The organism is Streptomyces sp. NBC_00080, assembly GCF_045041255.1.
Lineage (GTDB): Bacteria > Actinomycetota > Actinomycetes > Streptomycetales > Streptomycetaceae > Streptomyces > Streptomyces coriariae.
On the sequence record NZ_CP108235.1, the window covers coordinates 3,698,362 to 3,712,117 of the forward strand.

8 protein-coding genes are annotated in these 13,756 nt (G+C 72.2%); 1 reads left to right on the top strand and 7 read right to left on the bottom strand.

What is annotated here, in order from left to right:
* Nucleotides 1-15 precede the first annotated feature (15 nt).
* Nucleotides 16-1,596 (bottom strand): methylmalonyl-CoA mutase, encoded by a 1,581-nt coding sequence (locus OHU34_RS16285; RefSeq protein ID WP_142265866.1) that lies wholly within the window; start codon nt 1,594-1,596, stop codon nt 16-18.
* A gap of 244 nt (nt 1,597-1,840) precedes the next feature.
* On the opposite strand from OHU34_RS16285, the gene OHU34_RS16290 reads away from it, so the two are divergent.
* Nucleotides 1,841-2,677 carry a L,D-transpeptidase family protein gene (locus OHU34_RS16290; protein ID WP_372481706.1) on the top strand — a complete coding sequence of 279 codons (837 nt, stop codon included), beginning with the start codon at nt 1,841-1,843 and terminating at the stop codon, nt 2,675-2,677.
* 215 nt (nt 2,678-2,892) lie between these two features.
* Here OHU34_RS16290 and OHU34_RS16295 read toward each other — a convergent pair whose 3' ends face one another.
* From OHU34_RS16295 to OHU34_RS16320, 6 genes are all read right to left on the bottom strand, one after another.
* Nucleotides 2,893-4,083 carry a hypothetical protein gene (locus OHU34_RS16295; RefSeq protein WP_405766934.1) on the bottom strand — a complete coding sequence of 397 codons (1,191 nt, stop codon included), beginning with the start codon at nt 4,081-4,083 and terminating at the stop codon, nt 2,893-2,895.
* Nucleotides 4,083-4,742, bottom strand: coding sequence for an RNA polymerase sigma factor (locus OHU34_RS16300; protein ID WP_142265862.1), 660 nt, complete (start codon nt 4,740-4,742; stop codon nt 4,083-4,085). The genes OHU34_RS16295 and OHU34_RS16300 overlap by 1 nt, the downstream gene beginning before the upstream one ends.
* A 292-nt stretch (nt 4,743-5,034) precedes the next feature.
* Nucleotides 5,035-5,916, bottom strand: a complete 882-nt coding sequence (locus tag OHU34_RS16305; RefSeq protein WP_405766937.1) for a hypothetical protein — start codon at nt 5,914-5,916, stop codon at nt 5,035-5,037.
* A 94-nt stretch (nt 5,917-6,010) separates the two neighbouring features.
* Complete coding sequence (locus tag OHU34_RS16310) at nt 6,011-6,643, bottom strand: RNA polymerase sigma factor (protein WP_405766939.1); 633 nt, start codon at nt 6,641-6,643, stop codon at nt 6,011-6,013.
* 191 nt (nt 6,644-6,834) lie between these two features.
* Nucleotides 6,835-7,236 (bottom strand): hypothetical protein, encoded by a 402-nt coding sequence (locus OHU34_RS16315; RefSeq protein ID WP_142265859.1) that lies wholly within the window; start codon nt 7,234-7,236, stop codon nt 6,835-6,837.
* 9 nt (nt 7,237-7,245) lie between these two features.
* Nucleotides 7,246-13,728 (bottom strand): RHS repeat domain-containing protein, encoded by a 6,483-nt coding sequence (locus OHU34_RS16320; protein ID WP_230194831.1) that lies wholly within the window; start codon nt 13,726-13,728, stop codon nt 7,246-7,248.
* Between the last annotated feature and the right edge of the window lie 28 nt (nt 13,729-13,756).

The window sequence follows — 13,756 nt, forward strand, 5'->3', positions numbered from 1 at the left end:
AGGGAATCGCCCAGCTCAGAACGCATCCGACGGCACGTACGTCCCCCAAACCTCCCGGAGGGCGTTGCACACCTCGCCCACCGTCGCCCGGGCCCGCAGCGCGTCCTTCATCGGGTAGAGGACGTTGTCCTCGCCCTCGGCCGCCTTCCTCAGGGCGTCCAGAGCCGCGTCCACCGCCCCCTGGTCGCGCTCGGCCCGCAGCTTCGCGAGCCGCTCGGCCTGCTGGGCCTCGATGGCCGGGTCGACCCGGAGCGGCTCGTAGGGCTCCTCCGTGTCGAGCTGGTAGCGGTTGACGCCGACCACGACCCGCTCGCCGGAGTCGGTCTCCTGGGCGATCCGGTACGCGCTGCGCTCGATCTCGTTCTTCTGGAAGCCGTGCTCGATGGCCGACACCGCGCCGCCGAGGTCCTCGACCTTCTTCATCAGCTCGACGGCCGCCGCCTCGACGTCGTCGGTCATCTTCTCCACGACGTAGGAGCCCGCGAAGGGGTCGACGGTCGCCGTCACGTCCGTCTCGTAGGCCAGCACCTGCTGGGTGCGCAGGGCGAGACGCGCGCTCTTGTCCGTGGGCAGCGCGATCGCCTCGTCGAAGGAGTTCGTGTGCAGGGACTGGGTGCCGCCGAGGACCGCGGCCAGGCCCTGGACGGCGACCCGGACCAGGTTCACCTCCGGCTGCTGGGCCGTCAGCTGGACGCCGGCCGTCTGCGTGTGGAAGCGGAGCATCAGCGACTTGGGGTTCTTCGCGCCGAACTCCTCCCGCATCACCCGCGCCCAGATCCGGCGCGCGGCGCGGAACTTCGCGACCTCTTCGAGGATCGTCGTGCGGGCCACGAAGAAGAAGGACAGGCGGGGCGCGAAGTCGTCCACGTCCATCCCCGCCGCCACCGCCGTACGCACGTACTCGATGCCGTCCGCCAGGGTGAAGGCGATCTCCTGCGCCGGGGACGCGCCCGCCTCCGCCATGTGGTAGCCGGAGATCGAGATCGTGTTCCACTTCGGGATCTCGGCCTTGCAGTACTTGAAGATGTCGGCGATCAGCCGGAGCGAGGGCTTCGGCGGGAAGATGTACGTGCCGCGCGCGATGTACTCCTTCAGCACGTCGTTCTGAATCGTGCCCGTGAGCCGGTCGGCCGGGACGCCCTGCTCCTCGCCGACCAGCTGGTACATGAGCAGCAGCAGGGCCGCGGGGGCGTTGATCGTCATCGACGTCGACACCTTGTCCAGCGGGATCCCGCCGAACAGCACCCGCATGTCCTCGACCGAGTCGATGGCCACGCCCACCTTGCCGACCTCGCCGCTCGCGATCGGCGCGTCGGAGTCGTGGCCCATCTGGGTGGGCAGGTCGAAGGCGACCGACAGACCCATCGTGCCGTTGGCGATCAGCTGCTGGTAGCGGGCGTTGGACTCCACCGCCGTGCCGAAGCCCGCGTACTGGCGCATGGTCCAGGGGCGGCCGGTGTACATCGACGGGTAGACGCCCCGGGTGAAGGGGTACTTGCCCGGCTCGCCCAGCTGCCCGGCCGGGTCCCAGCCCGCCAGGTCCTCCGGCCCGTACACCGGCTCGATGGGCAGTCCGGACTCCGACTCACGCGTCATGGGTGTGATGCCTCCCGCAGAGCAATACCCGCTGCTTCGACCACTCGGGTCACCTACCGGTCACCTGTGCGACCGGCCCGTAGGTTACCCGTCAGTACGGTCCGATCGTCCGACGGACTGTATCGGCACGCGCGCAGCCGGCGCAGAGGACCACGCTGGGACCTTCCTCACAGACTGTTCGCGGTACCGGTCACCACAATGCCGGTCCGTTCGCGAGGCGTCATCCCGGGGGAACATCTCAGGCATGCGGATGCGGAGATCGATCGCCGTCCTGGCGGGCACGGCGGCTCTGGTGACGGTGTGCGGCTGTAGCGTGCAGGACCCTGACCGGGACGGAACGGCGCGCGCGCCCGTGCCTTCCGACGTCGGCCGGTCGGCCTCGCCGTCGGCGTCGGCCCGGACCACCACCGACGACAGGCCGAGCGCCCCGGCCACCGGTGCCCCGCCTCCCGCCGTCCTGTGGTCGCGCGGCGCCAAGGGACGCGACGTCCGCGAGCTCCAGGCCCGGCTGCGCCAGATCGCCTGGCTCTTCGACGGGCCCACGGGCACGTACGGCGAGGTCACCGAGGAGGCCGTGAAGGGCTTCCAGGGCAAGCGCGGGCTGCCGGTGACGGGGCGGACGGACACCGTCACCTGGCAGCGGCTGCTGAGGATGACCCGTGAACCCGGGCAGTGGGAGCTGTATCCGATGGGCGGCCAGCCGGCCGCCGCGCCCGATCCGCGCTGCCTGTCCGGACGGGTGCTGTGCATCGACAAGACGACCAGGACCCTGCGCTGGATGGTCGACGGCCGGACCCTGACGACGGTGTCGGTCCGCTTCGGCTCGCAGTACACGCCCACCCGGGAGGGTGTGTTCCACGTCTACTGGAAGTCCCGCGACCATGTGTCCACGCTCTACCACTCACCGATGCCGTACGCGATGTTCTTCAGCGGCGGGCAGGCGGTGCACTACTCGTCCGACTTCGCCGCCCGCGGCTACGCGGGGGCCTCGCACGGATGCGTCAACGTGCGGGACGAGTCGGCGATCGCGAGTCTCTTCGCCCAGGTCAGGAACGGCGACAAGGTCGTCGTGTCCTGGTGAGCGCGGCGGCGCGGGAGCGGTGTGAGGTGTTTGGGGCGCGAGCGGGACCGGGGGAACGTGTCCCGCCCGCGCCGAGCGCACGAGCCGGAAGTACGGGGGGAACCCCGGCTCTGTGCAAGGGCCGATGACCAGTCGGCTCACTTCTTACTGCGCTCCGGCCGCCGAAAACGTCACACCCCTGGCGAAGAAACTTCGGCGATCCGCGAAACCGCAGGTCAGTGGCGGTGAGAAGACGAGTTTCCGCCGGAATGGCCGGAGCCGCCGCGATCCCGGCCGTCACCACCACCGTCACCGTCGTGACCGCCGCCGCCGTGTCCCGCGCCACGGCCACCGTGGCCACGGCCCCGGTCGCGGTCGCGGTCGCGGTCGCCGTAACGATCACGATCACGGCCCCCGTCGCCGTCGCCGTCGTCGTCGGAGCCGCCCTTGTCGCCCGAACCGGACCTGTCGCCCGTGGCGCCGCCGCGGCCTCCGCGGTCGCTCTGGTTCTTTCCGGTGTCCCGGCCGGTGGCGCCGTTCGGAGTGCGGTCGTCACCCCGGGAGTTTCCGGCGGCGGTGCCGTCGAGGACGCCCGCGCAGTACTTGGGCACGCGCTTCGGGCCGCCGGCCAGGTGCTCCAGGCTCTGGCGGCGCTCGGTGTCCAGGGTGCGGCCGGCGCTCAGGTCGCGGCAGGACGAGGCCACGCCGGGGGGCCAGGTGCCGCTGGGGTCCGGGGCGGCCGAGGGCGCGCCGTCCGCCTTCCCGTTCCCGGCGTCCTCGCGGCCGGTGGCGCCCGCGCCGCCGTCCGGAGTCGCCGGGTCCTCGTCGCCGCCCGAGGCCTCCGGCGTGGGCGGTACGAGCGCGCGCTCGTCCGGGGGCACGGGGGCCGAGACGGATGCCACGGGACGGGCGGGTTCGGCGCCGTCGAAGGGAGTCGGCAGGACACCGGTCCCGGCCGCGATCCCGCCCACCATCCCGGCGACGAGCGCGGCGGCCAGCCCCAGCCGTACGGGCCGGCTCCACCGGGCCGGACGCCCGGTTTCCGGAACACGACCGCCGATGCGCACCAGTACCGCGTCGGCGTCGTGCGTGGCCCGGAGCCGACCGGTGGCGCCGGCCGTCACCCCACCGTCGAGGCCGGCGGGATCCGTGGCGAGGCCGGCCCGACCGGCCCGTCCCGCGAGGTCGGCGCGGTCCGCGTGAGCTTTGCGGAAGGCGGCCAGGGCCGCGGCCTCACCGGGCAGTTCCTCGTCGGCGGGCAGGGGCTCGGCGGCCAGCGCGGCGAGCGCGCCGAGGGTCCGGGCGAGCCGCTCGGCCTCTTCCCGGGCCACGGCATCGACGGCGTCGACAGCGTTGTCCGGTGACTCACCGCGCAGCAGACGCTCCGCCGTTTCGCGATCGAGCCACCTGTCCTGCTTGTCGGCCATCACATGTCCTTCTGCGTCCGCGCGCACGTATGCGTCACACCGGCGGACGTCACCGCGCGCGAGCGCGGTTCTCGCTGGGACGGCAGTGCCTCGAGCGCGCCGGCCGTCTCCGGGTCGTCGCCGAGCAGTTCGGCGAGCTTCTTCAGGCCGCGGTGCGCGGCCGTACGCACGGCACCGGGCCGTTTGCCGAGCGTCTCGGCGGCCGTCTTGGCGTCCAGACCCATGACGACCCGCAGCACGACGGCCTCGGCCTGGTCCTGCGGCAACCGGGCTATGAGATCCAGGGTGCGGCCGGTGGCCAGCGCCTCCATGGCCTCGCCCGCGGTGTCGGACTCGGCGGGGCGGCCGGTCAGTTCGGTCTCGTCGGCGACCGTCGCCGGGCGCCGGCCGCGCATGCGTATGTGGTCCAGCGCGCGGTTGCGGGCGATCCGGGCGGCCCAGCCGCGGAAACGGTCGGCGTCGCCGCTGAACCGCTCCAGGTCCCTGGCTATCTGGAGCCAGGCCTCGGAGGACACGTCCTCGGCGTCGAGGTCGCCGACGAGCGTGCGTACGTACCCGAGCAGCCGCGGGTGCACCGTGCGGTACACAGTCCGGAACGCGGTCTCGTCCCCGTTCTGTGCCGCGAGCACCGCGGCTGTCAGCTCCGCGTCGTCCCCCACGTCGTGGTTCCTCGGTCGATGGTGCACGGTTTTCTGGACCGCAGGTCGTTGCGGTGGTCTGCCGCTTGGCCGTCCGGCGCGAAAGGCACGTTACGACCTGAAACCGCCGCACGTCCATGTCCGTAGAACATGCAACTAACTCGTGACGCGAGCGGGCGCGCGCGGGGTGTGACAGAAAACGCACTCATGGCGCTGTAGGGAGTACGGGCCGCCGCGCGGCCCGTGCCGCGCGACGGCCGGGGCCTCTCCTGTGGGGGGTGGCGGCCTCGGCCGTTGCTTTGGCGGCAACCGGCTACTGGCTCCCGGCCCCGCTCTTGGCGGCCTTGGTGGCCTCGGCCCTCTGCCCGGCCCCGGGTGTCTTCCCGGCCTTCGGAGCAGGCTCGGCCTTCTGTGTCTTGCCGCCCCCGGAACCGACCTCCGCAGTCCTGTCGGCCTTCGGGCCCGTGCCGGACTTCGGCCCGCCCCCGGCCGATCCCGATCCCGATCCCGATTCCGATGTGGCTGCCGCCGCTGCCGCCGCCTCGCAGTACGCCACGACGTTCTCCGCTCCGCCCGCCGCGGTCACGAGCCGCTGCCAGGCGGTGGAGTCCGTCGCCTTGCCACGCCCCAGGACCTTCTCGTAGGCACGGCAGTGCGCGTCGATGTCCTCGGCGCTCACGGGACGGTCCCGGTCGGTGGCAGCGGCGGGCGGCCGGGGGCTCACGGATTCGGTGTCGGCGGACCCGGACCCGGCCCCGGCCCCGGTCGCGGTCGCCGCCGGTTCGGGGCGACCCCCGCCACCGGCGACGCCGTCCGTGGAGGACCCGACGGCGGCGAACGCGACCCCGCCCAGGGCGAGTCCGGCGACCAGCACGGAGAGCGTGGCCCGCAGCGAGCGGACCGTGTGCCGACCGGCCCTGGGCCGCCAGTCGTCCCGGCGCCGGGTACGGGCCTTGTGCGCACCCGCGTCCCGGGCGGCCCGAAAGGCGGCGACGGCCCGCCGCTCGCCGTCGCCGGGCCCGCGCGGGCCCTGGGCGCGCAGGGCCTGAGAACTCAGGACCTGGACGAGCAGCGCCTCCAGCAGGGGTGTCGCCGCTCCTGGTGTGTCGGTGGCGGCTTCGTGGTCGGCAGCGGCGTCCACGGGGTGTGTGCGGCGACGGCTGTGGCCCGCGCCGTCGTTCAGCCGTTCACCCATGTCCGTTTCCGCCTCTGTCGCGTCCGTCCGTTCAGGCCGTTCGACCTGGTGGCCGGGCCCGCCACCGATCCATACGGTCCGCGGCCCGCGCCGTTCATGTCGACTCCCCCAGCGTTCGGGGGCCGCCATCCGTCACACCTTCGCCCGCGCTCGCGGCACCGAGTTGGTGGGCCAGCCGCTTGAGGCCCCGGTGCGCGGCCGTACGGACGGCGCCGGGGCGCTTGCCGAGGACGCGGGCCGCGGCGGGCCCGTCCAGCCCGACGACCACCCGCAGCAGCACCGCCTCGGCCTGGTCGCGCGGCAGCCCGCGGACCAGCTCCAGGGCGTGCTCGGTGGAGAGCGACTCCAGCGCCTCGTCGTGCGTGCTGTGCGGGCCGGCCAGGTCGAGGACGACGTCCTGGTCCAGCACCGCCGACCGGGGCCGGACCCGCAGCCGGCGCAGATGGTCGAGGGCCCGGTGCCGGGCGATGGTCGCGGTCCAGCCGCGGAACCCGGCGCCGTCGCCCTTGAACCGCCCCAGGTCCCGGGCTATCTCCAGCCAGGCGTCGGAGGCCACGTCCTCGGCGTCGTCACCGACGATCCCGCGCAGGTAGCCGAGCAGTCCGGGCTGCACGATCCGGTACGCCACCGCGAACGCGGCCTCGTCGCCGTCCTGGGCCCGTGTCACGGCCGCGCCCAGTTCCCCGTCGTACGGCTGCGCGCGCCGGGGGTCCCCTCCCTGGCCCAAGACTGTCCTCGTTCTTGCGGAGTTCGTTCCGGCGCGCGACTCCCCCGCCGGACCCCGGGTCCGAACACGGCCACGCACTCACGGTCATTCAGCGCCGGGCCGCGCAGAAGTGTCACAGCGTGGGAGAGAAGGCACGCAGAAAGGCCGGGCCCCGTCCGTCAGGACGGGGCCCGGCCCTCTTCGCCACTCGCTCAGCTGGGTTCGTCGTATCCGCAGGCCAGGTAGAGGGCCTTGCCGATCAGCGCGAGATTCTCCTCGGAGATGTTCTCGCAGGTGTACCGCAGCGGAATGGGATATGTCCCGTAGAGACTGAGGACGAAGCACAGCACGGCGACGTCCTCGTTCCACTCACCGAACTCCCCCGCGTCGATCGCGGAGCCGGCGCCCGGGACGTCGATTCCGGCCCACGGCTCGGCGCGCTCGTTCAGCGTGACGTCCACGTAGGCACGGAACCGCGGGTCGTCCAGCCACACCCCATGGCGGTCCAGCAGCCAGACGGCCGCTTCCACGGACCACATCCCGCTCGTTCCGCGATCCAGCGCCTTGAGGTAGTCGGCGGCCGACCAACCGGTCACATCAACCTTTTGTGCCATTTCCACAGCCTATCCACCCGCCCCGCGGGAACGAACCCGGAGCAGGAAGTCCGCGATCTTCTGCGCCGAGGTGACCGGAACCCGGCCGCCCTCCGTCGGGAACGGGTTGCCGGACAGCGGGACGCGGACCGCGCCGTCCTTTCCGCTTCCCTTGATCTGGTACTTCACGTACGGGCCCTGGTGCACCCGTTCGCTGCTGGTGTTCTCCGGGTCGCCGATCTCGTAGAAGACGTTGACGTCCTTGTCGGCCGCCAGGTAGTAGCGCGTGCCCTTGCCGCCGGTGGCGGCCCGCGGGTTCATCGGCTCCGAGGACATGCCGGCCTTCTTGGCGAGCTCGTCGATGTACTCCGGGGTCTGGCCCCGCACATGCTCCGGGTCCATCAGGTTCTGCATGGCCTTGGCCGAGGTCATGCCCGCGACCACGCTCGCGGCCGCCTGCTTCTCCACCTTCATGCCGAGGCCGGTGTCGTACGAGCGCAGCCCGAAGTCGGACAGCAGGGTGGCGTCCGGCTTGTCCTTCGGGCAGCTCTTCGCCTTGTCGCAGTACGTGCCCCAGAACAGTTCGCTCATCGCGGCCATGCCGTCGGGGGTGTCCGCGCCGTTGCCGAAGAAGTTCTTCTTCGACTGGACCATCTTCAGTGCCGCGGCGAACGCCGCCCGGTCCTGGGCCGAGAGGCCGACCGGCGGCTTGGCCTGGATGGTGACCTTCGTCTTCGGGTAGTCCGGGTAGATGTCCGCGTACGTCTTCCCGGAGCCGAAGGCGGGTGCGGCGTGCGAGTCGACGAACTTGACCTGGTCGCTGCAGTCGCTGCTGCACTTGATCTGGTTGCTCATCCCGGACGGGTCCGGGAAGGCGAACGGGTTGGCCTGGCCGTAGCCGAAGCCGTTGAGGGACTGCGGGTTGGCCGGTTCCAGCAGCGGGTCGACGCTGAGGAACTGCCCGAGGGTGGGGTCGTACTCACGGGCGGAGACGTGCACCAGGCCGGTGCCGGCGTCCGCGGTCCTGTCCAGGAAGCCCCGGTCGTCCGGCCAGGTCCCCGTGCCGGTGGCCTTGCCGCGCTCCGCGCCGAACGGCGTCGAGCGCCGCTTGACGTAGCTCTGCGTGCCGTCCGCCGAGATCGCCAGGGACTGGGTGCCCTCGCGGTCGCCCGCCAGGTACGTCAGCTGCTGGGAGCCGCCCGCGTTGGAGCGGACCGCCACCGTGGCGTCGCCGGAGGAGTAGTGGCGCTGGGCCCACGTCGTACCGTCGGCCCGCAGGTGCAGCTCGGTGGCCCCGGCGTACAGGACGCGCTCGCCGCCCTGGGCCGCGCGGATCAGCAGGGTGCCGTCCGCGTCGTACAGGTAGTCGGTGGCCTTGCCGGACTGGGTGAGTCTGGTGAGCTCGCCCTCGCCGTTCCAGACGAGGTCCTGTGCGCCGGACGCGCCCGGGCGCCCGGTGGTGTTGCCGGTGAGGTCGTGACCGTAGGAGCGCTGCGGCGTGGCGCAGTCGGTCCCGGTGGTGGTGCCGGTCAGGACGTGCGGCTGCGTGGTCTTCTTGTAGCAGTAGGTGGTCCTGGTGTCGCCGGTGCTCCTGTGCGTCGTCTCGGAGGTCCGCTGCCCGGTCTCGCCGTAGGCGTACGTCGTCCAGTAGGGCGCGGGACCGGACAGGCTCGTGGCGCTGCGCGCGTCGGCGCAGTTCTGCGAGGCCGGGGTCCAGGCCTCGGTCAGCCTGCGGTGGCCGTCGTAGGCGAAGCACTGGGTCTCCGCGCTCGTCGCGCCGCCGAGGGTGGCCGGGTCGCTGATCGAGGTGACGTTGCCGGCCTCGTCGTAGCCGTAGTTGAGGTCCTGGAGGATGTACGGGTGGGTCTGGTCCGTGACATGGCTGCGGGTCAGACGTCCGGTGCTCTCGTCGTACTCGTTCTTGACGTAGGCCTTCTTGAACTCCTCCGTGTCCGCGGCGCCCAGCGTCAGCAGCTGGGGCTGGCCGAGGGGCGTGTAGTCCGTGCCGAGCAGGTAGCCGGTGCTGCCGCGGATGCCGGTGAGGCCGCCGAGGCCGTTGTAGCTGTAGTCGACGATCTCGGAGGGCAGTCCGCCGAGGGCGGGCTCCTTGCTGTTCTGGACGGTGCCGTCGAGGTTGAAGTAGCTGCTGAAGTCCAGTGTGGCGGGCTGGCCGGCCTTCACGAACGGGTCGTCCGAGGGCAGCTGGAGCCGGGTGGCCACCGGCCGGTCCAGGACGTCGTACTCGGTGACCGACTTCGTGTACGCCTGTCCGGCCTTGCCGCCGACGTAGCGGGTCGAGGAGGTGAGCAGCCCCTTCAGGACGCTGTCGTAGGCGTAGGAGGTGAGCAGGTTGCCGTCGGCCTTCGTGCCCGCCCAGGTGGCGGTCGTCCGGCCGAGGTCGTCGTACTCGGTCAGGACCGCGCGGCCCTCGGAGTCCGTGCTCCTGATGACCCGGTCGAGGTCGTCGTAGCCGGTGTCGGTGCGGCCCCGGTCCGGGTCGGTGGCACTGGTCTCCCGGCCGAACAGGTCATAGCCGTAGGACCACTTGGCCTGGTCGGGGGCGGTGATGGTGGACTGCCGGTCGTCGAGGTCGTAGGTGTACGAGGTCGACGCGTACGACGCTCCCGGGCCGGTGCCGAAGCCGGTGTCGGCCGGGTTGTTCGAGGCGTACTCGCGGGACTCCACGGTCCGGCCGCGCGCGTCGGTGACGACACGGACCGCGGAGCCGCCCTGGAGGGCGGAGACCGCCGTGGAGTCACCGGTGTAGCCGGTGGTCGTCGTGGACTTCTTGACGCCGAACTCGTAGAGCGTGGTGGTGGTGGGCCGGCCGGCGCCGTCGTAGACGGTCTCGGTCTGCGCCGGGGCGCCGCCGTACTCGGCGCGCGCGTAGGTGCCGCCGGGCGTGTTCTTGCTGTCGAAGATGTTCGCGTAGGTCTCGTAGGCGAGGCCGCGGGCGTCGTAGCGGGTGTCGGTGAGCAGCCGCCCCCCGTTGGGGGTGGGCGACTGGGTCTGGAGCGGCCGCAGCAGCGCGTCGTAGATCGCGTAGCCGGTGTTGAAGCTTGTGCCGTCCTTCTTCAGCGTCGAGGTCGACACCCAGGGCTGCTCGGTGCTGCCGAGGTGGTAGGCGAACGCGGTGTTGGGCCGGTCGCCGGCCGCCTTGTTGCGGTTGGGCTGCCACACGCCGGTGAGCCGGCCGAGCGCGTCGTACGTGAACTCGGTCTTCTTCAGGTTGGCGTCGTAGCTGCGCTGGACCAGGCCGCGGCGCGGGTCGACGAAGGTGGTGGTCTTGTAGGTCTTGGGATCGGTGACGATCCGCTTGGTCGTCGGACCGGCCGTGGGGGGCGTGTACGCGGTGGTGACCGGCGCGATCCTGTCGTCGGCGCCGGCCGCGCTCAGCGGACGGCCGAGCACGTCGTAGCCGACGGTGCCGGTCCTCTGCCAGGCGGGGGCGGTGGCCGTGTAGGCCTTGGCCCGGCCGGACCAGGTCGCCAGTCCCTTGGTCGGCTGCATGCCCGCCGTCCAGGTGGTCGCGCCGTCGTAGCCGGTGGCCGTGTCGGACAGCACGTCACCGCGGCGGGTGGCGTCGGCCGGCAGGTCCAGCGTGGTGTCCGCCACCGAGCAGGCCCTGCCGACCAGGCGGGTGCGGGAGACCAGGTTGGTGAGGCCCGCGGTGTCGTTGCGCGCGTACCAGAGGCGCCGGCAGGTCTCGTCCCCGCTCCTGGCGTTGTCGCCTCGGTCCTCGACGGTCGACGTCATGCCGTGGTCGTCGTACGTGGTGGCCACGGTCCGCGCCCGCCAGGCCTTGGCCCCGGTCAGATACGTGTACGTGGTGGTGGCGCCGGTGCGCACGTACCGGGCGACCTGGTCGCCCGCGCCGCTCACCTTCTGCCGGGCGGTCTCCTTGGACCAGGGGTCCTCGACGGTCGCGCTGATCGGGGTGGTGCCGTCGTAGACGACCTGTTCGCGGGTGAGGCCCGCGTACTGGTCGCTGTCGGTCAGCGAGGCCGCGCCCAGGGCCGGGGCGGCGAGCGGGGCCAGCGTCACCGACTTGGTGGTGCCGTCCTTCTTCTTGTCCCCGTGCATGCCCTGGAGGAAGAGGGAGACGGTCTTGGAGCGGGTGGACTGGAGAGCGCCGCTGTACGCGGTGACCTGGCGGTAGCCGCGCCAGTCGGACCAGGTCCGCTCGGCGGCGGGCGTGAACGGGTCGTCGCTGTGGTGCCAGGCGGCGCCCGCGTAGTCGTAGGCATACTCGACCGCCGGGTTCTGACCGGACGGGTCGGAGACGGTCACGGCCAGCACCCGGTACTTGTGGAACCAGTCGACGGAGGCGTTCTCGGCGCCGTTGATGTTCCAGAACTGCGGGTAGCAGGATCGGGTGTTGACGTCCTCGGCGGCCCCCGTGACCTCGCTGCGCACGCACTCCGGCGAGGACAGGGTGACCTCGGTGACGGCGCCGGTCTCGGTGGTGACGGTGGAGATCCGCGGCCGGCTCAGCGGCAGGATGTCGTCGGTGCCGTCGACCCGGTTGGGGCGCATCTGGTAGGTGAAGCCCACGGGTTCGAGCGCGACGGCGCCGTCGCCGGCCTTTCCGGTGCGCTTGAGCGACTTCAGGGTCAGCACCTGGTCGGAGCTGTCGCCGATGTCGCCGCCGTCCAGGTACTCCTGGACCAGGTCCCAGCTGTCGACCGGGTCGTAGGCGGCCGTGGTGGCGTTGTACGAGAAGGTGTCGAGGCCGGTGATCCGCTTGCGGGTGAAGAAGGCGGGGCCGGATGCGTCGCAGCTCGTGTCGTCCTGCGTGCAGATCATGTCGAACGGCACGTCGGGCCACTTGTCCGCGGTGTCCGAGGTCAGCGAGGAGCAGTCCGCGGCCGTGCACCGCTCGGCGGTGCTGAAGGTGACCTTGGCGTCGGCGGCGTCGGTGAACAGCGCGCCCTTGCGCAGGCCGTACCTGATCTCCTTGAGGTAGCCGCCGCGGGTGTAGGCGGCGGACGCCTTGGTGGCCTTGTTGCTCTTGTAGTAGTTGGTCTCCTTGGCGTACCAGTACGTGGCCGCGTTGCCGGCGGTGTCCTCGACGAGGTCGAGGTTCCAGCGCCATGCCTGGGTCTTGCGGCGGTCGGCGAACGCGGTGCCGGCGGAGTGGCCGGGCTCGCCCGAGTCGTCGCCGAACACCGGAACGGTCCAGGTGGAGTCGGTGCGCTGGTCGGCGGCGGCGCCCTCCAGCTTGTTCAGGCCGAAGACGTACTTGGTGCCGTTGCCGGTGACGACGGTCCAGTACTCGCCGTCGTCGTCGCCGTTGTCGGCGCCGGTGGCGCGCGTCACCTTCGCGTCGTCGTCGCCGCTGAGCCGCCAGGCCCCGCTGGTGTCGTCCTTGACCAGCTTGGAGGACTTGCCGTCGAGGACGAGGGTGGCGTTGTCGTACGTCCAGCAGCGGTCGAAGACATCGCTCTGGCCGTCGTCGTCGCACGAGCCGTACGAGCGCTCGATGTAGGACTCGGTGAGCGAGAAGCCCTCGCCGACCGAGGTGCCCTGGTTGTTGGTGGACGCGGTGCGCCCGTCGACGCCGGCCGAGTCGTACGACAGTCCGAGCGACGGCTCGGGGCCGGCCGCGGCGGGCGGCACGGTGAAGGCGTAGGACCAGGTGAACGAGCCGGAGCTGCCGCCCGCCTGCCAGGCGGAGGACGGGGACAGCTCGGTGGCCGAGTAGCTGCCGGCTCCCTTGGGGGAGGCGCCGTCGCCGGCGCCCGCCGCGGTGACGGCCAGGACGGTCGCGCCGAAGGAGGCCGCGCCCAGCTGGGTCGACGGCCCGTCGGCGGCCCCGGCCACGGCGACACGGGCGGAGACGGTCCGGGCTGCGGGGTCGTTGTCCGACCGCAACGGGGTCTGGACCCGGCACTTCGCCAGTTCCGGTGTGGTCAGCGCGCACGCGGGCAGGGTGACCAGGCGCAGCCGCTGGCTCCAGCCGCCACCGAGGACGGCCGCGAAGGAGCCGTAGCCGACGGTGAGTTCGGCCTTCCGGGCGGCGTCGGCCTCGGCGGTGAGCAGGACACCGGTGACGCCTGCCGCGCGGGCGGCCTTCTGGTCCAGGACGGTGACCCGGGCCTCGGCGGCGCCGGTCGGCTCGGGGTCGACGGTGACCGGGACGCCGCCGGGACGGACCGTGGCGGCCTTGCCGCCGGTGAGGCTCGCGGTGGCCTCGCCGCGGGCGGGCCAGGCCGCGCCGTTCTGTTCGGCGGCGGCCCGCCGGGCCTGGGCGGTGTTGGCCTTGCGGTCCTCGGCGACCTTGGCGCGGGCCTTCTTCGCGCCGAGCTCGTCGATCTCACGGACCTCGGCGGACCGTGCCTCGGTCAGACCGGGTCGGCCCAGACCGGCGGGGCCGTCGGCGGCCTGGGCGAACGGCGCGAGGCCGAGCGGCGCCAGCAGGGCCAGCGCCAGGGACTGTGTGAGCAGTCGTCTGCCGGGCGGCAGAGCCGCGTCGCGGCTCCGTCTTCCGGGCATGCGTATTCCGAACTTCATGCGTGGTGCTCCACCGTGGGAGAAGGGG